The sequence below is a fragment of the Streptomyces sp. NBC_01013 genome, from assembly GCF_045162765.1.
Taxonomy (GTDB): Bacteria; Actinomycetota; Actinomycetes; order Streptomycetales; family Streptomycetaceae; genus Streptomyces.
In genome coordinates this window covers 7410653-7434369 of the sequence record NZ_CP108687.1, presented here as the reverse complement: position 1 = coordinate 7434369, position 23717 = coordinate 7410653, and the positions used below count along the sequence as shown (strand labels likewise).

The 23717-nt window shown below is 71.7% G+C and carries 18 protein-coding genes; 9 read left to right on the top strand and 9 right to left on the bottom strand.

Annotation, left to right across the window (positions count from 1 at the left end; genetic code table 11):
• The first annotated feature begins 179 nt into the window (after nt 1-179).
• The 3 genes from OG538_RS32450 to OG538_RS32440 are packed head-to-tail and all read left to right on the top strand — an operon-like array spanning nt 180 to nt 4297.
• Entirely contained in the window at nt 180-602 is a 423-nt protein-coding gene (locus OG538_RS32450; protein WP_406099058.1) for a Fur family transcriptional regulator, read from the top strand.
• 36 nt (nt 603-638) lie between these two features.
• Nucleotides 639-2726 carry a DUF4139 domain-containing protein gene (locus OG538_RS32445; protein ID WP_406099057.1) on the top strand — a complete coding sequence of 696 codons (2088 nt, stop codon included), beginning with the start codon at nt 639-641 and terminating at the stop codon, nt 2724-2726.
• An 8-nt stretch (nt 2727-2734) separates the two neighbouring features.
• Nucleotides 2735-4297 carry a mucoidy inhibitor MuiA family protein gene (locus tag OG538_RS32440; RefSeq protein ID WP_406099056.1) on the top strand — a complete coding sequence of 521 codons (1563 nt, stop codon included), beginning with the start codon at nt 2735-2737 and terminating at the stop codon, nt 4295-4297.
• 127 nt (nt 4298-4424) lie between these two features.
• Here OG538_RS32440 and OG538_RS32435 read toward each other — a convergent pair whose 3' ends face one another.
• Nucleotides 4425-5654: a carbohydrate-binding protein gene (locus OG538_RS32435; RefSeq protein WP_406099055.1), complete on the bottom strand. Its 1230-nt coding sequence runs from the start codon at nt 5652-5654 to the stop codon at nt 4425-4427.
• A gap of 361 nt (nt 5655-6015) precedes the next feature.
• On the opposite strand from OG538_RS32435, the gene OG538_RS32430 reads away from it, so the two are divergent.
• The 3 genes from OG538_RS32430 (at nt 6016) to OG538_RS32420 (ending at nt 10964) form a co-directional block, all read left to right on the top strand.
• Nucleotides 6016-7233 carry a cysteine desulfurase-like protein gene (locus OG538_RS32430; RefSeq protein ID WP_406099054.1) on the top strand — a complete coding sequence of 406 codons (1218 nt, stop codon included), beginning with the start codon at nt 6016-6018 and terminating at the stop codon, nt 7231-7233.
• A gap of 268 nt (nt 7234-7501) precedes the next feature.
• Nucleotides 7502-8761: a PP2C family protein-serine/threonine phosphatase gene (locus OG538_RS32425; RefSeq protein WP_406099052.1), complete on the top strand. Its 1260-nt coding sequence runs from the start codon at nt 7502-7504 to the stop codon at nt 8759-8761.
• 364 nt (nt 8762-9125) lie between these two features.
• A complete protein-coding gene (locus OG538_RS32420) occupies nt 9126-10964 on the top strand; it encodes a WD40 repeat domain-containing serine/threonine protein kinase (RefSeq protein ID WP_406099051.1) in 1839 nt (612 codons plus the stop codon).
• 26 nt (nt 10965-10990) lie between these two features.
• Here the strand turns inward: OG538_RS32420 and OG538_RS32415 are convergent, their stop codons facing one another.
• The 3 genes from OG538_RS32415 to OG538_RS32405 form a co-directional block, all read right to left on the bottom strand.
• The gene (locus tag OG538_RS32415) at nt 10991-13213 is read right to left on the bottom strand and encodes a protein kinase domain-containing protein (RefSeq protein ID WP_406099050.1); all 2223 of its coding nucleotides are present in this window, start codon (nt 13211-13213) and stop codon (nt 10991-10993) included.
• A gap of 265 nt (nt 13214-13478) precedes the next feature.
• The gene (locus OG538_RS32410; protein WP_406099048.1) at nt 13479-15050 is read right to left on the bottom strand and encodes a DUF2207 family protein; all 1572 of its coding nucleotides are present in this window, start codon (nt 15048-15050) and stop codon (nt 13479-13481) included.
• Nucleotides 15047-15613 (bottom strand): LemA family protein, encoded by a 567-nt coding sequence (locus OG538_RS32405; protein WP_406099046.1) that lies wholly within the window; start codon nt 15611-15613, stop codon nt 15047-15049. Before OG538_RS32405 ends, OG538_RS32410 begins: the two co-directional genes overlap by 4 nt.
• 435 nt (nt 15614-16048) lie before the next feature.
• Between OG538_RS32405 and OG538_RS32400 the strand changes: the two genes are divergently transcribed.
• The 3 genes from OG538_RS32400 to OG538_RS32390 all read left to right on the top strand — a co-directional run bounded on the left by OG538_RS32400 (nt 16049) and on the right by OG538_RS32390 (nt 18842).
• Nucleotides 16049-16336 (top strand): hypothetical protein, encoded by a 288-nt coding sequence (locus OG538_RS32400; protein WP_406099045.1) that lies wholly within the window; start codon nt 16049-16051, stop codon nt 16334-16336.
• A gap of 200 nt (nt 16337-16536) precedes the next feature.
• Complete coding sequence (locus OG538_RS32395; protein ID WP_406099044.1) at nt 16537-17157, top strand: TetR/AcrR family transcriptional regulator; 621 nt, start codon at nt 16537-16539, stop codon at nt 17155-17157.
• Nucleotides 17158-17183: 26 nt separating this feature from the next.
• Nucleotides 17184-18842 (top strand): acyl-CoA dehydrogenase family protein, encoded by a 1659-nt coding sequence (locus OG538_RS32390; RefSeq protein ID WP_406099042.1) that lies wholly within the window; start codon nt 17184-17186, stop codon nt 18840-18842.
• Between the two features lie 181 nt (nt 18843-19023).
• Here OG538_RS32390 and OG538_RS32385 read toward each other — a convergent pair whose 3' ends face one another.
• From OG538_RS32385 to OG538_RS32365, 5 genes are all read right to left on the bottom strand, one after another.
• Complete coding sequence (locus tag OG538_RS32385; RefSeq protein WP_406099040.1) at nt 19024-20502, bottom strand: aminotransferase class I/II-fold pyridoxal phosphate-dependent enzyme; 1479 nt, start codon at nt 20500-20502, stop codon at nt 19024-19026.
• A gap of 172 nt (nt 20503-20674) precedes the next feature.
• Nucleotides 20675-21859, bottom strand: a complete 1185-nt coding sequence (locus OG538_RS32380; RefSeq protein ID WP_406099039.1) for a zinc-dependent alcohol dehydrogenase — start codon at nt 21857-21859, stop codon at nt 20675-20677.
• A gap of 86 nt (nt 21860-21945) precedes the next feature.
• On the bottom strand, nt 21946-22824 hold the full coding sequence (locus OG538_RS32375; protein WP_406099038.1) for an SDR family oxidoreductase: 879 nt from the start codon (nt 22822-22824) through the stop codon (nt 21946-21948).
• Nucleotides 22825-23211: 387 nt separating this feature from the next.
• A complete protein-coding gene (locus tag OG538_RS32370) occupies nt 23212-23490 on the bottom strand; it encodes a gas vesicle protein K (protein WP_406099037.1) in 279 nt (92 codons plus the stop codon).
• Nucleotides 23487-23714, bottom strand: a complete 228-nt coding sequence (locus tag OG538_RS32365) for a gas vesicle protein (RefSeq protein ID WP_406099035.1) — start codon at nt 23712-23714, stop codon at nt 23487-23489. The genes OG538_RS32370 and OG538_RS32365 overlap by 4 nt, the downstream gene beginning before the upstream one ends.
• Nucleotides 23715-23717: the final 3 nt, after the last annotated feature.

Genomic DNA, 23717 nt, shown 5'->3' with positions numbered 1-23717 from the left:
CGGGCCGGGATGCGGGGCGGGCGGCCCCTTCTCCTGACATCACGTTCTCTTCCGTACTGCCGTCCTGTCCCTTGGCTGTTGACCGGAACCGATCCTACGATGGACATAGTCCAAGTCAATACGAACGACAGGCGTGTACGGATCCATTCGTCGGACGACGCACAGTTAGGCAGGTGGGCATGAGTGAGCTGCTGCAACGCCTTCGCGCACGTGGCTGGCGGATGACCTCTCAGCGCAGGGTGGTTGCCGAAGTGCTCGCCGGTGAACACGTCCACCTCACCGCGGACGAGGTACTCGCACGCGCGACCGCCCGGCTGCCGGAGATATCCCGCGCCACCGTCTACAACACCCTCGGCGAACTCGTCGCGCTGGGCGAGGTGATCGAGGTGGCCACCGACGGCCGCGCCAAACGCTACGATCCGAACGCCCACCACCCCCACCAACACCTGGTGTGCTCCGGTTGCGGCGCCATCCGGGACGTTCACCCCGTCGGTGATCTCCTGGCGGAACTGCCGGAGTCCGAACGGTTCGGCTTCACCGTCTCCGAGGCGGAGGTGACGTACCGGGGGCTGTGCCCGGACTGCGGACCCGTTCGGGCGTAAGCTTCACGCACCATGGACGCGGCGGGGGCGGAGCGCATGACGGCTGAATCAGCACAGAGGTGGGAGTCGACCCTCGATTCCGTCGTGGTGTACGCGCAGGGCGCACTCTGCTGCCGCCTGGCTCGGGGCGTCGTGCCGTCCGGCGGCCGGGTACGGGTGACGGGGCTGCCGCGCTCACTGGACCCGGGCTCGTTGCGGGTCCGGGTCGCGGGCGCCCCCGGGATGCGTGTCACCGAGGCCCGGGTGGAAGTCGAGGCCGAGTTGCCGGGCACGGACACGCCGGACACGTTGCGGAGCGCGTACGAGCGGCTGAGCGATGCGTACGCCGAGGCGCGGGAGCGCCGGGACCGGCAGATCAGCGTGATCGAGGAAGTCAGGGCTCTCCGTCCGGTCCCGCCTGCCCGCAAGCGGGAGGACCCGCATCGCCGCACCCCGGCCGACGCGTGGCTGGCCCTCGCCGATTTCGTCGACGAACGGCTGGCGGGGCTGCACAGCCGCCTCGTCGAACTGGAGGAGGCGCTGAGCGCCGCCGATCACGACCTCATGGTCGCCACGGACAGGCTCGAGCGCGAATCCACCGACGGGCCGTCCGCACACGTGGAGACCACGGTCTGCGCCGTCCTGACCCTCGCCGGCACCGTACACACGGGCGACGAGGTGGAGGTGGAGGTGGAATACGGGGTGCCGGGCGCGGTCTGGGTACCGGGGTACCGCCTCACCCATCGTCAGGGCGACGGCAGCGGGCACCTGGTGCTGCGCGCCTCGGTCGCTCAGCGGACGGGTGAGGACTGGAGCGGCGTACGCATCGCCCTGGCCACCGCCGATCTTCGACGCCGTACCGATGTGCCGAAGCTCCGCTCGGTGCGGATCGGACGCAGTCAGCCCGCCCCCGCACCTTCCGGCTGGCGTGAACCCCCGGCCGGGCTCGTCGATCTGTTCTCCGGATACGACAGCGCGGGGCCCGGCCCGGACTGGGCCTCCGGCCCGGTGTCGGCCCGGGCCGTCGGCGGTGGGCCCGTTGATGCCGCGGCCGGGTCCGCGCCCCCTCCCGTTCCGTCACCACCCCCACCGCCGGCGCCGCAGGGTTACGGCGGCCCTCCGCCCCCGGGCAGCGCTCCTCCCCCCGCCTTCGGGGGCGCCGTGCCCGCCCCCGGGCAGCCGGCCGCGTCGAGACCGCACGCCAGGACACGTTCCGGCGGCGATCCCTTCATGGATGCGCCAGCCGCCATGGCACCCCCAGCTCCCGGCATGGCCGCACCGTCACCCCCTCCTGTTCCGGTGGCCGGCCCGCCGCAGCCGAGCGGCGCCGAGCTGGACTACGCCGCTCTCGAACTGTGCGGCCCGGACGAGCAGGGCGGTCGCCGAGGGCGGCTGTTCCCCGGCTCCCCCTTCGACCCGGTGGGGGCCGAGTACCGGCGCCGCGCCGAGGCGGTGGCCCTACTGCCGTTGCCCGGACTGGCGGTGCGGCCCCGCGAGTCGGCGGGGTCCTTCGATCACCGGTTCGACGCCACGGCCCGCGCCGACATCCCGTCGGACGGCACCTGGCATACCGTCACCGTCGGCGAGATCCCGGTCGGGCTGCGCACCGAGTACCTCTGTGTGCCGTCCGTGGAGCAGGTCGTGTACGGCACGCTGGTGCTCTCCAACGCCACTGACCAGGCGCTGCTGGCCGGGCCCGTGGAGGTCACCGTCGACGACGACTTCCTGCTGACCACCGCGCTGCCCACGCTGGCGCCCGGTGGTGTCCGCCGGGTGGGACTCGGCCCCGCCGAGGGCGTCCGGGTGACGCACCGTACACATGTGCACGAGTCCACCTCGGGCCTGCGCAACAACACCACCGTGCTCGACCACCGCGTCCATGTGGAGCTGGCCAACCGTCTCGCCAGGACCGTCACCGTGGAGGTCCAGGAGCGGGTGCCGGTCACCTCCGAACCCGACGTCAGGATCGAGGAACGAGCCGACTGGACGGCACCCGGCCACGGCGCGGGACCCGATCGGCACGCCCCGGGCACCCGGGTCTGGCGACTGGACCTGCCGGCAGGCGCCACTGCCGCTCTCGACGGCGGCTACGAGATCCGCATCCCGACCGGCAAGGCCCTGGTCGGCGGCAACCGCAGGAGCTGACACACCCCATGTCCACGGACCCGAAGCCGATCGCTCTTCCCGTCACCGCCGTCACCTGCCTCGAGGATCGCGCCCACGTCGAGCGCGCCGTCGTGCTCGACCTGGAGGCCGGGGTCCAGCGGCTGCGCCTCGGCCCGGTGAGTGCGCAGGCCGTCGACCGCACGCTCCACGCCGAGTTGGCCTCCGATCATCCGGCGACCGTGCTCGACGCGCGGATCGTCCGCAGTTGGACACCGCGCGAACGGCTTCCCTCCACCGCCGACGACTCCGCCGTACGTCACCGCGTGCACACCCTCGAAGAGGAGCAGCGGGCCCTGGCGCAACGGCGCGACCGGCTGCACACCCGCCTCGACCTGCTCGGCCGTCTCGCCACCGACCTGCTGCGGGACATCGGCGAGGGCGCCGGCTCCGGGGAGACCGAGCCGGCCCGCTGGAGTCGCGAGCTGGACCGGGTCGACACCGAGCGCGACACTCACGCGGAGGAACTGCGCACCGTCCAGGCCCGGCTGACAGTGCTCGGCGCCGAGATCGCCGACCTCCAGCGGGCGTTGCACCTGTCGGAGGAGGAACCGGCCGAGCTGGTCGGCCATATCGAGCTGACCGTGGAGACCGCGGCTGCCGGGCCCGTCGGGCTGCGGCTGAGCCACCTCACCCCGTGCGCGCTGTGGCGGCCCGCCTACCGGGCCGTGCTCGACGGGGACTCCCTGACGCTGGAGACCGACGCGATGGTCTGGCAGCGCACCGGTGAGGACTGGTCCGGCGTACGGCTCACCCTGTCGACGGCCCGCTCGGCGCTGGCCACCGAGCCGCCACGCCTGAACGAGGACCGGCTGACCCTCAAGGACCGCTCCGCGGCGGAACGCCGCACGGTGGACGTGGAGTTGCGGGAGGAGGAGATCGGGGTCCTCGGGCCGGCCCCCGTGCTCGGCCTGCCAGGGGTGGACGACGGTGGCGAGGCGCGGGTCCTGAGGTCCCCCACGCCGGTCTCGGTGCCCAGTGACGGCCGCGCCCACCGCGTGCGTCTCTCCACGTTCACGGCGGCCGCGCCCAGCGAGTACGCCTGCTCACCGGAACTGTCCCCCCTGGTCACCCAAGTGGTGCGGTTCGACAACCTGTCCGGCCACGCACTGCTCGCCGGGCCCGTGGACCTGATCCGCGGCAGCGGATTCAGCGGCCGCGGCACGCTGGACTTCACCGCTCCCGGCGCCCCTGCCGAGCTGGCCTTCGGCAGCTGCGACGACTACCGGGTGGTGCGCCAGGCCGAGGAGGCCCGCGACTCCGCCGCCCTCACCCAGCGGAGCGTGATCACCCGCAGGGTGCACCTGCACCTGTCCCGGTTCTCCGCCCCCGGCGAGCAGGGCGACCGGACGGTCGCCCTGCGGGAGCGCATCCCCGTCTCCGAAGTCGCTGCGGTGAACGTACGCGTACACAGGGAATCCTGCTCCCCACCGCCCGACGTGATCGACGCCGAGGGCATCGCCCGCTGGAACGTCCCCCTCGCGCCGGGCGGGCGGCGCACGGTCACCCTGGTCTACGAACTGTCGGCGAGCGCCAAGGTCACCGGGCTCTGAGTCAGCGGCGCCGGGAGTGAGGGAGTTCCCGATCCTCGACACCCCCGGCCGGGACCCGGCACCGGACCTTACGCGTCAGGCCCGGGCCGGCCGCCGTGCGTGCGGCCCAGGCCTGACACACCTCACCTCAGCAGGTGCCGAGGTCCTGCCAGACCCCCCACTCTCCCGTGGTGCCGGGCGTCTCGTTCTGCGTCCACCACTTGGCCTTCCACGTGTGGCCTCCGTACGAGACGGTGTTGCCGGCCGTGTAGACGGCGCCGCTGCTCCACGCGGTCGCGGTGCAGTCGCCGCCGGGGGGCGTGGTCGGAGGCGGGGTCGTCGGCGGGGTCGTCGGCGGGGTGACGCCCGCGAACTTCACCGAGTACTTGGCGAAGTCCCAGTCCGACTGGGCCACGCTGCTGCACGTGCCGGACGTCTTGCCGTTGTTGTCGGGCGGCGTGCACTGGCGGTCACGGTTGAGGGACCAGAAGGTGAAGCGGTCCATGTGGTGACCGGTGGCATAGTCCAGCACCGTCTGGAAGTCGGCCTGGCTGAAGTACTCACCGGTGTCGCTGCGACCGTTCATGCCGGAAAAGCCTTCGTGCGCGTACGCGGTTGCCGCGTCCCAGCCGAAGGTGGACTGCAGAACGGCGTTGAAGTTCGTCAGGGCGCTGGTCTGCGCGGCCGCCCCGTTGAACCCACCGTCGAAGGGCATGATGGAGAAGTTGTTCGGCGTGAAGCTCTGCGACTTGGCCTCGTTGAGCATCTGCTTGCCGAACCAGCCGGTGCCGTCGGCGGTTCCCGCGGTGGTGACCGACACGTACAGGCCCGGGTTGTTCTGCTGGAGGATCTTGGCCGCGCCGATCTCGTGGGCGATGGCGGCAGCGTTCTCGTACTCCGGCTCCTCCAGGTCGAAGTCGATGGCCTTGAGCTGGTACTTGCTGATGACCTGCTGGTAGGCGGCCGCGGTGGACGCCGCATCGGAGCAGGCCTGGCCCAGCTTGGTGCCCCCGTACCCGCCGATGGAGACCGACACGTCACCGCCCTTGGCACGGATCGCGCTGATGACGGACCCCACTGCGGTGTCCGACGAGACCGGCGACGTGCCGTCCCAGGTCGGGCTGCAACCGCCCCCGTTGGGAGCGAGGACGAACGCGAGCTGAAACGCCTTGAGGCCGGTGGCGTCCATGATGGCGCCGGCGTCCGGCGGGTTGTTGTCATGCGGCATCAGATAGGGCGCGGCGGCGTACCACCGGTTGCTGAGCGCGGTGGCGTCGGCTGACGCGCCCGAAGCCTGCTGCGCGGCAAAGGCGGCGAGTCCTGCGGTGGCCAGCGCGGCGGTGGCGGCGCCACAGAGCAGAGCGCGAAGACGCTTCATGGAGACTCCAGTCGGGAGAAGGTGCCGCCAGAATCAGGGGGTGACGCATTCACGTCAATGAGTTGGCCTAGACCATTGCACTATCTTGAAGATTGACACACCCGAAAGGGCGGGTGTGCAGCAGAAACGACCCCCGGCCGTGCCGCGCTGTTCGAGTTCACGCGCACCCGCCGGCGAAAGACGAACCCACCGCGCTTCGCCGCGTCCCCCACTCCTGAGCCGATGCGGGACCGGACCGCCACGGCCGTCCACCCCGGCGCGTGCCCCGTGCACCCACAGGGCAGGATCGTCTCCCGGGAGCCGCCGCGACGCGCCGCCCCCGGGCCGTCCGGGCCCACCCCGCTCATGTCCAGGAGAACGCATGCCCCTCGACGTCCCCGCGCTCCGCGCTCAGATTCCGGCCCTGACCGCCGGCTCGGCCCGTTTCGATGCGCCCGGCGGTACCCAGACCCCGCAACCGGTGATCGACGCGGTCGTGGAGGCCCTGTCCCGGCCGCTCGCCGTACGGGGAACGCAGAACGAGGGCGAGCGGAACGCGGAGGCCATCGTGACCGGGGCGCGGTCGGCGCTCGCGGACCTGCTGGGCGCGCAGCCGCGCGGCATCGTGTTCGGACGCAGTTCCACCCAGCTGACCTACGACCTGGCGCGGACCCTGGCCAAGGACTGGGGGCCGGGCGACGAGGTAGTGGTCAGCCGCCTCGACCACGACGCCAACATCCGCCCCTGGGTGCAGGCCGCCGAGGCCGTCGGCGCGACGGTCAGGTGGGTCGACTTCGAGCCGCACAGTGGAGAGCTGTCCCCCGCCCGGGTCGCCGAGATGTTGTCCGCGCGGACCCGTCTGGTGGCGGTGACCGGCGCGTCCAACCTCATCGGCACCCGTCCCGACCTGCCCGCCATCGCGGAGCTCGTCCACCGGGCGGGTGCCCTGCTGCACGTGGACGCGGTGCACCTGGCGGCCCATGCGTCCGTCCGGCTGGAAGCACTCGGCGCCGACTTCCTCGTCTGCTCGCCCTACAAGTTCCTGGGCCCTCACATGGGGGTGCTGGCGAGCCGCCCCGAGCTGCTGGAGACCCTGCGGCCCGACAAGCTGCTGCCGTCGACCGACGCGATCCCTGAGCGGCTGGAGCTGGGTACCCTGCCGTACGAGTTCCTGGCCGCGGCCCGGGCCGCGGTGGACTTCCTCGCCTCACTCGCTCCAGGTGGCGAGGGCACGCGCCGGGAGCGGCTGGCAGCGGCCTTCGAGGAGATCGAGGCCCACGAGGACGCCTTGCGGATCCGTATCGAGAAGGGCCTGTCCGCTCTCGACGGCGTCGTCGTGCACTCACGCGCGGCCCTGCGCACCCCGACGCTGCTGCTCACCTTCCCCGGCCGGTCGGAGGGGGATGCCTCGCGATTCCTGGCGGAGCGCGGGGTCGACGCGCCCGCGGGTTCGTTCTACGCCCTGGAGGCCTCGCGCCACCTGGGCCTGGGCGATGCGGGAGGACTGCGGATCGGCCTGGCCCCGTACAGCAGCGAGGAGGACGCCGACCGACTGCTGGAGGGTCTGGCCGCCTTCCTCGCCCGCACCCCGCGCGGCTGACCCCGGCGCCCCGCCCGCCTTCCGCAGCCACGGGAGACGGGCGGGGCCATGCACCCGAGAGACCGCCCGCCCCCGCCGTTGAGCGCAATGGCGTCCTTCACGGAGCCGCCGGGTTGAGGCGGCTCACCGGCCACGACGGGGTGGTCCCGGCTTTCCGGGACGAAATCGGTCATTCTCCTAGGGACCGGGGTCTCGGTGCCCCGGCCGGTGTGGTGATGCCGCCAGCCCGGCCGTCGAGAAGGTCGGCCGTCCAGAAAGGTGCTCGTGGATGAACAGCGGAATGACACGCGCGGGGGCGTTGGCGGAGCTGATTTCCGCGAGCCATCTGATGACCCTGGAGCAGGTGCCGGAGGCGGTGGCGTCCCGTGCCTCCCGGGTGGGCTGGCCCCATGTGATGATCTATCTGGCCGATCTCCAACAGGAACAGTTGTATCTGCTGACAGCCCGGGCCGGCAGTGATCCCGATGATCCCGACGCGCAGCCTTCGTACTCCGTGGAAGGGACCATGGCGGGGAGAGCGTTCCAGCTGGGACGGATCCTTCCGGCCTCGACCGCCACGCAGGGCGAGTGGTGGGTCCCCCTGCTGGACGGCGCCGAACGTCTGGGGGTGATCCGGGTCGGTGCTCCCGGGGCACAGGTCGAGGTGGACGAGGATCTGAACGTTCTCGCCGGCCTGATCGCTCTCCTCCTGGTGAGCAAGCGTGAATCGAGCGACTCATACTCCCAGTTGGTCCGTCGGCGGAAGATGAAGGTGGCCGCCGAGATGGAGTGGCAGCTGATGCCGCCGCGAACCTTCGCCACCGACCGCTTCCTGGTCAGCGCGATCATGGAACCGGCTTACCAGGTCAGCGGGGACGCCTTCGACTACGCCCTGGCCCACGAGACCCTGCATCTTTCGATCTTCGACGCCATGGGGCACGACACGGCCGCCGGACTGACCGCGAACCTCGCGCTGGCCGCCGCCCGCAACCGGCGCCGTCAGGGCGCCGATCTCCTGCAGACCGCGGAAGGCGTCGGAGAGACCTTGACCGAGCAGTTCGCCGGCCGCCGGTACGCCACGAGCCTCCTGGCCGAACTGCACCTGCCCACGGGCATGCTGACCTGGACGAACTACGGTCACCATCCCCCGGTCGTCATCCGTGGCAACCGGACCGTGGTGCACCTCTCCTGCCCGCCGGCCCCACCCATGGGAACAGGGCTGGGGCTGCCCGGCACCCTGCGCCGCGACCAGTTGGAGCCCGGGGACCGCCTGCTCCTCTACACGGACGGCATCACCGAGGCGCGCAACCGGGAGGGGCTGGAGTTCGGCCTCGACCGGCTGATCGACTTCCTCGTCCGCCACCACTCCGACGGCCTCCCCGTGCCGGAGACCCTGCGACGGCTGATCAGGCACCACCTGGGCTATCACAACGGCGGCCTCAACGACGACGCCACCGTCATGCTGGTGGAGTGGCACGGCCCGACCCCGTTCCGGCCCGAACAGCTGAAGGCGCTGGTCGGTCTGCCCGAGTCCGCCGACATCATCTGAAGCAGGCTCACGGAATGACGACCCGGTGAGGTCCCGACCACGCCACCGGGGGCGCCGGCCATCGGCCGGCGGTTCCCCGCACCCAAGCTGCCGAGAGCATCGGTCCGCGTCCGTCGCGGAGCCGGCGGGCGGCTGTGGCCTCTCGTGGCGCCGGGTGCCGGAGCCCGTTCGCCGGGGTTCCGGTCGCGGGCCGCCGTGGCTCGGCCGCGGAACCCGGTGCGGGCCGTGCGATCCGCGCTCCCGGCCTGATCCCCTCGACCTGCCGGACGTCACACGCTTGGATGGTCACCGGTCGAAAGGCCGGTCCCGCACGATGTCCGAGTTGCACGCAGCCTGCGAAACGGAGCCGATGGTGGAGTCTGGGATGGCGACGGCAGGGGTGACCCTCGCCGACCGGTACACGCTCCGGCGGTTACTGGGCCGCGGTGGCATGGGAGAGGTCTGGCTGGGCCGGGACTCGGTGCTGGGGCGCGAGGTCGCGGTCAAGGTGATGCCCGTCGCACGGGACACCGTGTCGGAACGGCGCTTCGAGCGTGAGGCCGAAATCCTTGCCGGGCTGCGCCATCCGGGAATCACGGTGGTCCATGACGCCGGCCTCCACGACACGTACCGTTTCATCGTCATGGAGCTGCTGATCGGCCACGACCTGGCCCGGCTGCTGGCCGAGCACCCCGGGCATCTGTCGTTCCGCCGGGTGGTGGACCTGACGAGCCAGACCGTCGACGCCGTCGCGGCGGCCCACCAGCGCGGAGTGGTCCACCGCGACCTGAAGCCGGCCAACCTCTTCGTGCAGGCGGGCGACCAGGTGAAGGTCTGCGACTTCGGCATCGCCCGCGTCGCCGACGCGTCCGAGACACTGACCTCGGCCTCTCCGGTGCTCGGTACTCCGGCATACATGTCACCGGAACAGCACCAGGGGCGGACGGCGGACGCCCGCACCGACCTCTACTCCCTGGGCGTCGTGATGTTCGAGATGCTCACGGGCGTCCTCCCGTTCCCCGTCGACCAGCCCCTCTACGCGTTGATGCGCCAGCACGTGGAGGTCGCCCCGCCACGCCCCAGCGCCTTCCGCCCAGGCATACCGCGCGAGCTGGAGAAGCTGGTCCTCGGGCTCCTGGCCAAGGATCCCGCACGGCGGCCGGACACCCGGGAAGTGGCCGCGGGACTGTCGGAGCTGGCCTCCCGGGACGCCCTGCCGACCGCGGCGGGCGACTCGGCGCGGGACTCCCGCCGCGACCGCGGGCGGCGGCCCCGGACGCCTACTCTCGCGGCGAATCCCGCACAGGGCGACGGCGCGAGCCTCGTGTTCGACGAGCTCCGCACGCTGAGGAGCGCGGCCGGCGGCTGCGTCGACACGTTGGCGTTCAGCCCCGACGGCCGGGCCCTCGCCACCAGCCACAGCCGCTCCGGCGTCCGTCTGGTGGATCCGTACACGGGCAAGGTGCTCCATCGCCTCACCGGGCCCGGGGAGCGCGTCCACTCCCTGGCGTTCACGCCCGACGGCCGCACACTCGCCACAGGGGGCGAAGGCCCGGTGGTGCGCCTGTGGGACGGCCGCACGGACATGCTGAGGGCTCAGCTCACCGGGCACTCCGGGACCGTCACGGCGGTGGTGTTCGCTCCGGACGGTCATACCCTCGCCGTCGGCAGCTACGGCGGGCTGCGCCTCTGGAACGCGGACACCGCGAAGCACGTGACCGACCTGCCCGGTGCCACGGGCCCGGCGGCGTTCAGCCCCGACGGCCGCCTCCTCGTGTCGGGCGGTACCGAAGGCCACGTGCGCCGCTGGAGCCCGCGTTCCGGAAGGTCCCACCGCCCCCGGTCCGTCCGGCCGAACGGACATGTCCGTCTCCTGGCGTTCAGCCCGGACGGCCTCAGCATCTCCGCCGTCTGCTCACCGCTCAAGGCCCAGGACAAGGGCCTGGTCAACATGCTGCTCACGCGCACCGGGCGGGGGCACCGCCGGCTCACCGGCCACACCGACGAGGTGGCCGCACTGGCCTACAGCCCGGACGGCAGACTGCTCGTGTCCGGTGACCACGGAGGCACGGTCATCGTCCGGGACGCCCACTCCGGTGCGCAGCTCCTCATCCTGCCCCAGCGGTCCGAGAGGGTTCGCGCGCTGGCCTTCAGCCCCGACGGCGGAACGCTCGCCGTGGGCTGCTTCGACGGGAGCATCCGCCTCTGGGCGATCCGTGCCTGAACCGCTTTTGCCGGTCTCCGCCGCGGTCATCCCGCCTTCGGCGGGTTCTGCGCGTCGAACGCGAAGAGGGTGTTCCTGGCCGCGGTCACGATCACTGCGCGCCCCGCGAGGGTCACGCGCGGGCTTGCGCCCTGCTCGCCCGTCAGACCATCGGCCTGCGGATCCGTGGCCCACAGGGAGGTGCCGTCGTGCGGCGACAGGGCGACGACCCGGCCGGTGGCAGAGCTGAAATACAGCGCGCCGGCTCCCGCCACAGGGCCCGACGCGCCCTCCACGCCCATCTGCCGGGACCACTTCCTGCGGCCGTCGGCGGGGTCGAGCGCCGTGACGAGGCCGGTCTGCCCGCTCACGTAGAGGGTGCCGTCGACCATGCCGGGCGTCCCCGCGTACGTCTTGGGCAGCCGGGAGTACGTGACCTTCCGCGACGCGGGGGCGACCCGCACCACTCCGTCGTAGCCGGCGGACGCCGCTCCCTCCAGGCGCTCCCGGAGGAGTACGAGCTTGCCGTCGGCGACACCCATCGGCACGGCGGGGCCGTCGACGGCGATGGGCCGGCCCCATGTACCCGAGGCGCGGTCGACCGTGTACAGGGTGGGGTGGCGCACCTCTGACGCCTCCAACTCCTCATACGCGGCGCACATCGCGACGAGCTTCACGCCCGCCTGGACGGGAGCGCACTGCGTACCCACGGGGAAGGACGCGGTCCAGGCAACCTCACCGCTGTGGGCGTCCCGGGCCTCGAAACGGGAGTTGGAAGCGTCGACGGTCACCACGGTGGAGCCGGTCACCACGGCGTCCTGGGTCCGGCCCGTGACCGCTGTCGACTGGGAGCCGGACGGCACGGACCACAGCTCCCGGCCGCTCCGCGCGTCGATGGCCACCACCTCACTGGCAGGGTCCTGTGGGGCGTCCTGGGCGGCGAAGCGGTACCCGAGCACCGTGTCGTCGGTGGCGCCCACCAGGTGCATGCCCTGGACGGGGACGCCGGGACTCTTCGCGGTCCACACCCGCGAGCCGTCCACTGCCCTGATACGGGCAGCGACCACTCCGCCGCCCCCGCAGAACAGTGCGTCACCGCGCGCGACGCAACGCAGCTCGTCGGGGATGTCCTCGCGACCGCCCTGCACCGTCGTGCGCCACGGCTTGAAGCCGTCCAGAAGCGTGGCACCCGGCGCCGCGACGCTGTTGCCCTTGCTGTCGTTCCGTGCCCCGAAACCGCCCGCTTGCAGTGCGGCGACTCCCCCGCCGATCGCGGCAACCGCGACAGCGGCCGCGAGCACGGACCGCCATCGGCTGCGCAGGCGGCGGGCGAGGGGCGTACCGCTCGTGCCGGGGCCGGCCGGGGCGCTCGGCGACGGGGTCGCCCGGGTGGCGAGGTGGTGCTGGGTGATGATGTCGCGGGTACGGCCCGCACCGGCCGCCGTCGCGTCGGCCCCGCCGAGGTCGGCCGGCAGGTCGCGCAGCAGCACGAGGAGTTCGTCCGCCGAGGGGCGCCCCTCGGGCTCCTTGCCCAGGCACGACTCGACGACCGTACGCAACGCCCCCGGGACGGCATCCAGCGACGGCTCCTCGTGGACCACCTGGTAGGCCGTCATGTACGGGCTGTCCGCGTCGAAGGGCCCGCGGCCCGTCGCTGCGTACACCAGCAGCGTCCCCAGCGAGAAGACATCGGACCGCGGCCCCACACCCCGCGGGGCCTGCAACTGCTCGGGCGACATGAAGGGCGGCGTACCGATGACCCGCCCCGTCATCGTCAGCGTCTGCTGGTCCGCGGCGCGCGAGATGCCGAAGTCGATGACGCGCGGGCCCTCGGGCGAGAGCACGACGTTCGAGGGCTTCAGGTCACGGTGGACGACACCCACCCGGTGGATGTCGCGCAGCGCCTCCGCCAGCCCGATGGCGAGCATCCTCAGCTCTGCTCCGTTCAGCGGGCCGTTCGCCGCGATGCGCTGGGCGAGCGTGGGCCCCTCGATGTAGGTGGTGGCCATCCACGGCTGATCGGCCTCCGTGGCGGCGTCGACCACCGCGGCGGTGAACGCCCCGCTCACCCGCCTCGCCGCCGCCACCTCCTGCCGGAAGCGGATGCGGAATTCGTCGTCCCCCGCGAACTGCTGATGGATCAGCTTGATCGCGATCGGCCGCCCCGAGCTCGTGCGGGCCAGAAAGACCGTGCCCATGCCACCCGAACCGAGCCGCGCCTCAAGCGGATAGCCGCCGATCTCGGCTGGATCGCCCCCGCGCAGCGACACTCTTCCCGACCTCTCGTCCCCCGTGCGCTTCTGCCACCACGGGTCTGCGTACCTGTTCTGCAGACAAACTATCCGCAGGACGGTGCGGGAGAGCAAAGCGGGTGACGAACCAGGAGCCCGGACCGCTCGCGTACGCAACCGGGGGCCCGCTCGGAGGAGCACGGGGGCGCCCCGGGACGGGCCCGGGGCGCCGGAAGACCTGGCCGCGGTATGCGCGGGGCGGGCGTCCGGAGCGCATCGCCGGGGATGCGCTCCGGAACACGCCCTAGGAGGCGGCCTGCTTGGCGGCCACTCGGTCGCCCTCCGGCATCGCGGCCCTCACCAGCTCCGCGGAGCGGATGGTGCGGGTGGCCCGCGAGATCCTCAGCCGCACCTGAGCGCCGGTCGCGATGCCCTGGGAGGCAGCAGGCAGAGCCCATGCGGTGGTCAGGTCCGTGTTCCCCTCGTCCAGGACCAGGAAGCGGGCCACCCCCTTGCCCTTGCGCGACTCCATCCGAAGCACCTCACCGGTGATGGTGTCGGGCTCCCGCCGCTCCAGGCAGGCGAGCACGAGGAAGTAGACGGCGAGCGCGCCGAAGACCCCGACAGCCGCCAACTCGCCGAGCAGGGGCCCCTCGTGGGCCGCCGCATCGCTGAACCAGCCGTGGCTTCCACTCACGAAGTTGCCGGGCATCATCGCCAGGAACGCCACGAGCAGCGTCCAGCGGCTGAACTTGCCCGCCACCACAAGCCCGAGCAGCACACTGCCCACCCAGCCGGCGCTCAGCACCAGCCCCGGCCGGCGCAGCGAGCCGTCGCTGTGCGCGTCGACCGCGACCACCCAGTCCGGCTGCCGCAGCACCGCGAAGGCGCAGAGGCCCACCGCTACCACGCCCGCCGCGGACGCCAACTGCAGCAGCCGGCTCGTCGAGCCGCCGAATCCGGGGCGCAGCCGCGGGTATCGGATCCGCACCGGTCGCCAGGTGCCTCCGTACGAGGACCAGACGCGTCGCCGGTCTCCGGAGTCGAAGCCGAGGAGGCGGCTGGTCAGGCTGGTGACGCCGAGCGCGGTCCCGTACGCGAGATAGCGGTCCCAGACCGTCACGGATGCGGGCGGTAGCTGCGCGAAGTCCTCGTGCGCCGTCAGCCAGGCTCGCAGTCCGGCCCAATGCCCGGCGCGTGCGAGGCCCTTCGGGGTCGCCCGCTCGCCCAGCGACTTGGCAAGCAGGAAGCCGAGCACGGCCCCCGGTGCCACACCCACGGCGAGCGCGGCACGCACATTGTGTCCGCCCATGATCGCCGCCACGGTGAACAGCGCACCGGGCGCGAACGCACCGATCAGCAGCGCACTGCCGAGCAGCCGTGGATACCGGAACCGGGACAGACCACGCAGTCGCGCCTCGGCGATGATCTCCTGGCGCAGCTCCGCGTTCCAGGCGGCGGCACGCTTGACGTCACGGAAGGCGATCGCCCCGATGGGCGCGGCGCCGTTCGCCGCGCGGGCGGTGACGCGGTTCAGCACCCGCTGCTCGTACGGCATCAGCCCCGACGCCGTCCGGCCGGCCTCGGTGACATGAACGCTGCTGCGGGCCGGGTCGTCGCCCGGCTGTCGCAGCTCGACAAGACCGCGGGCCGCGAGATCCAGCAGGGTGGCCGCTGCGGCGTGCTCCACGCCGCGCCAGTGATTGCCCAGCAGGCTGACCACGGCCGGCGGTTCGGGGTCGTCCCCGAACTCCTGGGTCGCGGGCCCGGGCGTGACCACGCCGTTTCGGGTGGCGACCAGTACAAACCCGAAGGTGACCAGCCAGAGCACGATCAGGGCGGCGCCGCCCCAGTAGAGCTGTTCGATGAGCGTCACGCGAATCTCACCTGGACGGCATCCTGCGCGACACCGGCGGCCTCGAAGTACTCCCGCCGTTCGTGCGCCCCGCCGAGCCCGGCCACGACGTTCCCCGGGAAACTCTCGAGGGCCGTGTGGTAGCTCTGCACGGCGCTGTTGTAGAACTGCCGCGCGTACGCGATCTTGTCCTCCGCCGACCTCAACTCGGTCTGCACCGTGCTGAAGTGCTGATCCGCCTTGAGATCGGGATAGCTCTCCCCGAGTGCGAACAGCTTGCCCAGCGTCGTGGTGAGCGCGTCCTCCGCTGCCGCCCGCTCCGTTACACCGAGCCCGTCGCTCACTGCCGCGCCGCGCGCGGCGGTGACCGCCTCGAAGGTGCCGCGCTCGTGAGCGGCGTAGCCGCGCGCACCCTCCACCAGATTCGGTATCAGTTCATGCCGCCGCTTCAACTGCACGTCGATCTGCGCCCACGAAGCCTGTGTCTGGTTCCGCAGCCGAACGAGTCGGTTGTAGGTCCGGACGACCCACCACACGCCCACGACGATCAATACCGCAACGATCGCACCCACGATGACACCCATGGCGTCGCCCCCCAGAGGCCCTGAAAGATCCGACCCCCCTGGCCGATCGACGTGATCATATTCCCGCCGTCAAGGCTTCCAGGGCCGGGGGCACTCGCCCTGAGGGGATTTCGCGAGCACGGGTCGGCGATGTGGCGCGAACCGCCCGTGGACTGCGAGGAAACCCGGCATCCGCAGGTGTCCGTGCTGGATCGCGGTGCCGTGCGTCCTGTCCCATTCGAGATCATTGGCGGACCGTTCCGACCCACCGCGCCGGTCGGCTCCGCAGCGCCGCCCGCACCGGGCACGGAACGACGTCTTCGCGTTCGTTCAGAGACGGCTCGAGGCGGATGATGCCGCAGCGGGCCGTGTGCCTGTGCAGGTCAGGCCATCGCCCCGTCCTTCGGTTGTGGGTTCCCCGACTGCCTGGGGCCCTTCACGTGAAATCATCCGTCCATGAGCATCGACCTGGAAGTGAGCGCTCTGGCGGTCAACGTCACGATCCCGCAGGAGCTCCGATGGACGGACACCCGACGCGGTGAAGCGTTCACGCTGACCACGCTCAACGTCCGGCTCCTCCCTGACGGCACTCTCGCGGCGAAGGCGTACGGCCGGCCGGTCGGTGGCGGTCGGGGCGCGTACGTGTCCTTCCCGGTCCCCGACGACCCGGCGCTGGCGGCCCTGGTAGCGGGCGCTGCCGGCCGTGCCGGGGAACTGTGGGCCTCGCATCGCGGTCTCGGCTGAGCTCCGTTCGTGTCGCCGCCGCATCCGGCACGGCGTTCGCGGCGGGACCGGTCTCGGCGGTCGCGCAAACCGACGCGCCCCACGCGGCCGAGTGAGCGACGCCGTCCGGCACGGCGCCGGCGTGCACGCCTTCCCCCGGGACGGAGCGCCGGCGACCCCCGCTCTTGCCGGGAAAGTATGAATGGTGCTTCACTTCTTTCATGGCCTACCGCAAGACCCCAGCCGAACTCCGGCGTCTCGCATCGGCCCGGGAGCACCTCGTCGCCCGAGCTACCGATGTGGTCGCCGAAGTGGGCTGGTCAGGGGCGTCGGTGACCACCGTCGCCGATGCCGCCGACATGGCGGCAGGGTCGGTGTACCAGCACTTCGCCTCGAAGTCGGCCCTGGCGGTCGAGGTCTTCCGACGAGCCGCCGGGCGCGAGGTCGACGTCCTCGACTCCGTGCTGAGCCGCCCCGGAACGCCGGTCGAGCGGATCGCCCAGGGCATCGAGGTCTTCGCCCGCCGCGCTCTGGAGAACCGTGGCCTGGCCTATGCGCTCCTCGCCGCGCCGGCCGACACGGCCGTCGGCACGGAACGTCTCGACTTCCGTCGGCGCTACCGCACGCTGTTCGCCGAGGTGATCCGCGAGGGCATCGCGCAGGGGGCCCTGCCGACCCAGAACGGTGAGGTCACCGCCGCCGCCCTCACCGGCGCGATCGGCGAGGTCCTCGTGGCGCCCCTCGGCGCTCCGGAGGAGAACGACACCGACGGGCTTCTCGCCGAGCTCATCGCCATGGCGCTGCGCTGCGCGGGTGCGCCCCCCGCGTCACCTCGCCCCTGACCCGTCTTCGCCCGGAAAGGCTCATCATGCCCGCGACCTCCACACCCGGCAGTCACCCCACCGCGACCACCCATGACGTGACCAACCAGCCCCCGCCGCTGACCGGCCACGACGTGGCGGATGACCCGGTGCTGGTCGAGGGGGTGCGCCGCGAGGGCGCCGAGTGGTGTCTGGACGACCTGCACCGGCTGGGCCGCCGGGCGGGCAGCGAGGAGGTGCAGCGCTGGGCGGACGACGCCAACCGTCACGAACCGAGACTGTGCACCCATGACCGCTACGGCAACCGCGTCGACGAGGTCGAGTTCCACCCCTCGTACCACGCCCTCATGGACGTGGCGATCAGCGAGGGTCTCGGCGGCGCCCCCTGGGCGGACGAGCGGAGCGGTGCCCATGTGGCCCGCGCCGCGGGCTTCATGGTGTGGAGCAGCACGGAAGCGGGCCACGGCTGCCCCGTCTCGATGACGTACGCGGCGGTTCCGGCGCTGCGGCACGCCCCCGACCTCGCGAAGACGTACGAACCCCTGCTCACCAGCCGTGTGTACGAGTCCGGCCTGCGCGCCCCGGCCGAGAAGCGCGGCCTGCTCGCGGGGATGGGCATGACGGAGAAGCAGGGCGGCACCGACGTGCGTGCCAACACGACCGCAGCCGCGCAACAGCCCGACGGCACATGGCGGTTGCGGGGACACAAGTGGTTCACCAGCGCCCCGATGAACGACCTCTTCCTCGTGCTCGCGCAGGCCCCGGCCGGTCTGTCCTGCTTCCTGGTCCCCCGGGTCCTGCCCGACGGCAGCCGCAACACCTTCCGCATCCAGCGCCTCAAGGACAAGCTCGGCAACCGCTCCAACGCCAGCAGCGAGCCCGAGTTCGACGACACCGTGGCCTGGCTCGTCGGGGACGAGGGACGGGGCGTGCGCACCATCATCGACATGGTCACCATGACCCGCCTGGACTGCGTACTCGGTTCCGCCGCCGGCACCCGCGCGGCACTCGCACAGGCAGCCCACCACGTGCGCCACCGGGCCGTGTTCGGCGCCAAGCTCATCGACCAGCCGCTGATGCGCAACGTGATCGGCGACCTGGCGCTGGAGTCCGAGGCCGCGACCACGCTGGCGCTGCGCCTGGCCGGAGCGGCGGACCGCGCCCAGCAGGGCGACACCCAGGAGCGCGCCTTCCTGCGGCTCGCCACGGCGGTGGGCAAGTACTGGGTGTGCAAGCGCCAGCCCGCCGCCGTCGCCGAGGCCCTCGAATGCCTGGGCGGCAACGGGTACATCGAGGATTCCGGCCTGCCCCGCCTCTACCGCGATGCCCCGCTCAACGGCATCTGGGAGGGCTCGGGCAACGTCAACGCGCTGGACATGCTGCGCGCCCTGTCACGTGAGCCCGAGTCACTCCAGGCTCTGCGCACGGAGATCGAGGCCGCTTCCGGTGCCGACCGACGTCTGGACTCGGCCTGGCGGGAACTGCAGGGCGAACTCGCCTCGACCGAGGACGCTCCCCTGCGCGCCCGGCGCGTCATCGAGCGCGCGGCCCTCGTCCTCCAGGGCTCCCTGCTCGTACGCCACGCTCCGGCCGCGGTCGCCGACGCCTTCTGCGCGTCCCGGCTGGCCGGGGACCGGGGCCTGGCCTTCGGGACCCTGCCGGCCGGGACCGACTTCACGGCGCTGCTCGCGCGCACCCCCGTCTGACGCCGGCCGGCGCGCTCCGCCAGGGTGGGAGCGGGGCCTGGGTCCGCCGTGTCCCGAGGGGCGATCGCGGCCGCGGTGGCACCTCGCGGGCGTGGGCGCGTACGGCAGGTGGCTCGTCACCGCGTCGAAACGCCCCGCACCCCCACAGTGCACGCCCGGGCGCGGGGTCTCCCCGGACCGGTCAGTCGGCGTCGACGTCGTGTACGGACACGCGGATGGTGCGGGCGCTGCTGTCGGCCGCGTCCGGAATGAACATCCCCGCTTCGGCTCCGGTCCGCAGGTAGTCCACCACGGCCTGGTTGAGGAGTTCGCCGGGGACAGCTGCCGGGACCCCCGGAGGGTAGGGCGTGAGCATCTCGGCGCAGACCCTGCCGACCGCCCGCTCTGCGGGAATCTGCTCGATGGCGCCGAAGAAGGCGTCACGCGGAAGGGTCTCCTGCCGGAGGCGGAGGACACCGGGAGCCGGGACGCGGATGTCGGGGGCCGCGGGAAGCTCGTCGGCGTGGTCCACCAGGTCGCGCAGGCCGTCCAGCAGTCGCGCGGTCGTCGTCTCGTCGTCGGCGTGGGTGAGCTGGGCGTTGATGCGCCGGTGGTCGGAGGTGTGCAGGTTGATCCGGTGGTGACGGCGCATCCAGTCGGCGGCATCGTATCCGCTGAACGCGACCCCCTTGAGGTCGATGAAGACCTGAAGAGGGTCCAGGTCGAAGGCGCGCCCGGGCCCGCAGAAGTCGTCACGGTCATTGACGTGCAGGCCTTCGATCTCCTCGATGGCCGCCCGTACCCGGCGAGCGGTGGAGAGTGCCTGGCCCATGAGCTCACGGCCGTGCTCCACCATCTGGCGCCGCCATCCGTCGAGAGCGGCGTAGATGAGCACCGAGGGGCTGGTGGTGTCCAGCAGATCGGCGCGCGAGGCGAGGGTCCCCGGGGTGACCAGGTCGCCCCTCAGGTGGAAGACCGACCCCTGTTCGAGTCCGGAACCCATCTTGTGGACCGATGTCACACAGATGTCGGCGCCGGCATCCATGGCCCAGGAAGGCAGGTCGGGGTGGAAGGGCAAGTGGGCGCCCCATGCCTCGTCCACGATCAGCGGCACCCCCCGTTCATGACACAGCGTCGCGATCGCTCCGATGTCGGCGCACGTGCCGTACGGCGTCGGACTGGTGACCAGTGCGCCCCGCGCGTCCGGGTGTTCCTCGAAAGCCGCCCGGAAGGCCTCGGGAGCCGGCGGGTGGGCAACATGGCGATCGGGGTCCCACTGGGGATCGGCCCACACGGGGCGGATACCCGCAAGGATCAGGCCCGAGATGACCGACTTGTGCGCGTCGCGCCCGACCACCAGCTTCTGGTGCGGTCCGGCGACGGACAGCATGGCCGCCTTCACCGACAGCGAGCTGCCGCACGTGGAGAAGAACGTGTGGTCGGCGCCCACCGCGTCGGCCATCAGCTCCTCAGCCCGCTTCAGGACCCCGTGGGACGTGGTCCGGTCGTCCAGACCCGACACGGCGAGCATGTCCGCGTCGAACAGTGCGTCGCCGAGGACCTCACGCACTCTCGGATCGGCTCCCCGGCCCTGCTTGTGACCAGGAGGCGTGAAGGGCAGTTGCTTCTGCGCCTGGTACGCCTTCACGGCGTCGAGTACGGGAGCGGTCGAATGATCCATGGGGTACGGCTTCCCGGTGCACGAGGAGTCAAAAGTCTTGGATGAGCCAGTTGCCGAGACCGTCACCAGGGGCCCTGTGCCCCGGCGGACGCCGTCCCTGAGCGACCCGCACCGCGGGGCCCGGTCGGCCCCGGCCCTCGGCGGGACGGCCCTGAGGCACCGCCCCGCACGGTCAGGGGCGCAGCAGAGTCTTGATCATGCCGTCCCGCTTCGCCTGGAAGTCCGCGTACGCCCGTGGCGCGTCCTCCAGCGGCAGGTGGTGAGTGGCGAAGCCGTCCACGCCGAGGACGTCGTCGTCCGTGAGCAGCGGCAGGATGTCCGGCACCCAGTGCAGCACGTTCGCCTGGCCCATGCGGAACTGAAGCTGCTTGTCGAACATGCGCAGGAGCGGCATGGGGTCCACGGCTCCGCCGTACACCCCGGAGAGCGACACGGTTCCGCCACGCCGTACGAGATCGATCGCCGCGTACAGCGCGCCGAGGCGGTCCAGGCCGGCCTTCTGCATGAACGGCTGGGCCAGGGCGTCGGGCAGGAGCCCAGTCGCCCACTGGGCGGCCTTGGTCACCGGGTTGCCGTGCGCCTCCATGCCGACCGCGTCGATCACCGCGTCGGTGCCCCGCCCGCCCGTCAGGTCGCGCACCGCGTCGCCGAGGTCCTTCTCGTGACGGCGCAGGTCCAGGCAGGTGACCCCGTGCGCGGCAGCACGGTCCAGGCGCTCGTTCACGAGGTCCACGCCGATGACCAGACCCGCACCCCGGTGCTGGGCGATACGCGTCGCCATGTCGCCGATCGGGCCGAGCCCCAGCACGGTGAGCGAGCCACCGGGTGGCACCGCCGCGTACTCCACGGCCTGCCAGGCGGTCGGCAGCACGTCGGAGAGATAGACGAACCGGTCGTCGGCAGGCCCGTCGGGCACCTTGACGGGCAGGTTGTTGCCGAACGGCACCCGCAGGTACTCGGCCTGCCCGCCCGGCACCTGCCCGTAGAGCTTGGTGTAGCCGAACAGCGAGGCGCCCGAGCCGTACGCACGCACCTGCGTCGTCTCGCACTGCGAATGCAGACCCCGGGAGCACATGTGGCAGGTGCCGCACGAGACGTTGAACGGGATGACGACCCGGTCCCCGGGGACGAGGGCGGTCACTTCGGGTCCGACCTCCTCCACGACACCCATGGACTCGTGCCCCAGGATGTCACCGGGGTCAAGGAACGGCCCGAGGACTTCGTACAAGTGCAGGTCGGAACCGCAGATCCCGGTGGACGTGATCCGCACGATCACGTCGTCGGGCTGTTCGATCACCGGGTCGGGGACCGTCTCCACCCGGACATCCCGTCGACCCTGCCAGGTCAGAGCACGCATGCTGTCCGCCTCTCATGTTCTCTTCGGTCCGTGACGTTCACGGCCGTGTACACGAAGCGCTGTCAGGCCCTCGGGCGTCCGGCGTGCTACGGGATCGGGGAGCCACCGGTGGCGTTGACGATCTCCGCGGTGATGTAACTCGCTTCCGGGGAGGCGAGGAAGACGAAGGCGGGGGCCATCTCCGCCGGCTGGGCCGGGCGGCCCAGCGGCGACTGCTTGCCGAACTCCGCGGTGTCCGGGAGCGTCGCGGGGATCAGGGGTGTCCAGACCGGCCCCGGTGCCACCGCGTTGACGCGGACCCCATCGGCGGCGACCATCTGGGCCAGACCCTGTGTGAAGGTCGCGATGGCTCCCTTGGTCATGGCGTAGTCCAGCAGGTGCGGACTGGGCTTGTAGGCCTGGATCGAGGTGGTGTTGATGATGGAACCGCCCCGCGGAATGTGCGGCAGCGCCATCTTCGACAGCCAGAACATGCCGTACAGGTTGGTACGCACCACACGGTCGAACTGCTCGGTCGTGATCGCGGCGATGCCCTCCGGCTGCGACATCTGATAGGCGGCGTTGTTGACGAGGACGTCGATGCGGCCCCATTCGTCCACCGCGCGTTCGACGAGCAGCCGGCACTGCTCCTCCTCACGGATGTCACAGACGACGGCGACGGCCGCGCGGCCGGCCTCCTGAATGAGCCGGGTGGTCTCCGCCGCCTCCTCGCCCTCTTCGGGCAGGTGGGTGAACATCACGTCGGCGCCCTCCCGGGCGAAGGCCAGCGCGACGGCCCGCCCGATGCCGGAGTCGCCGCCGGTCAGGACCGCTTTGCGGTCCTGCAGCCGTCCGCTGCCCCGGTAGGAGTCCTCACCGTGATCCGGAGGCGGGTCCATGGGGCCCGTCCACCCGGGGTGCCGCTGATCCTGCTGGGGAAAGTCGGGCTCGGGCTTCCGGGGCTGGGAGCGGGATGTGTCGGCCAACGGAACGTCCTTCCTCTGCTGCACGGACTGCGCTGATGCGCGGGCCCCATCCGGAGCGTTCTCACGCCGGGCGCCTGCGGGCGCTCCACTCCATGAGGGGCATGGTGTGGATGTGTAGGACGGGGTGCCCGCGATTCCCTGGTCCATTCGGACTCTCCGGCAATCCGCCTCGGCCCCGTCCCGGCCAAGGGTCCACGGCAGCAGGCCCCGGCGGCGGCCCGCGCACCCGAACGGGCCGGTCCTGCCGGCGTGTGCCCCGGAGCCCCACGTTCCACCATGCTCCGGGAACCCGGGCTCCGCCATCCGATGGCCGGCGCACGGTGCGTGGCGGACCGCCCTCGACGGGCGGCGCCCCCGCATCCCTCCCGCGGACACCCGCTCCCGCCGTCAGTCCCGGGGCAGGAGACTGCCGAGCGGCCCCAGGTCGAGATTGAGGTCCTCCGGGCGCACCCCGTGCTGCTCGCAGAGCTCCGTCATGCGCTGGTCGAGCAGCATGAGCGTCGTGCCGATCTCATCGGTCTGCTCGTCGGTGAGGTCGCCCTGGTCGATGCGGCGCATGGCCTGCCGTTCCATCAGCTGACGGAGCAGCTCGACCACGGTGAGGACCAACGTGACGAGGTCACGCCCCATCTGCTCGGAGTCCAGGTCAACCCTTGAACTGGTCACAGCGGCCCGCTGTCCGCCCACGGGGCAGGTACGCGTTCGTTGACGGAGGACAGTAGAGCGTGCAACGACAGTCGTACGAGCGGGACATCGGCGATGGCGATGACCAGGTCACCACTGATGACGACGCCGGTAGCCAGCACCCGGTCCAGGAGATCCACCAGCGGCACCCCGATGGGACCGTTCAGGGCGCCAGGGCTGTCCCACGGAACCACATCACGCGTCACGGA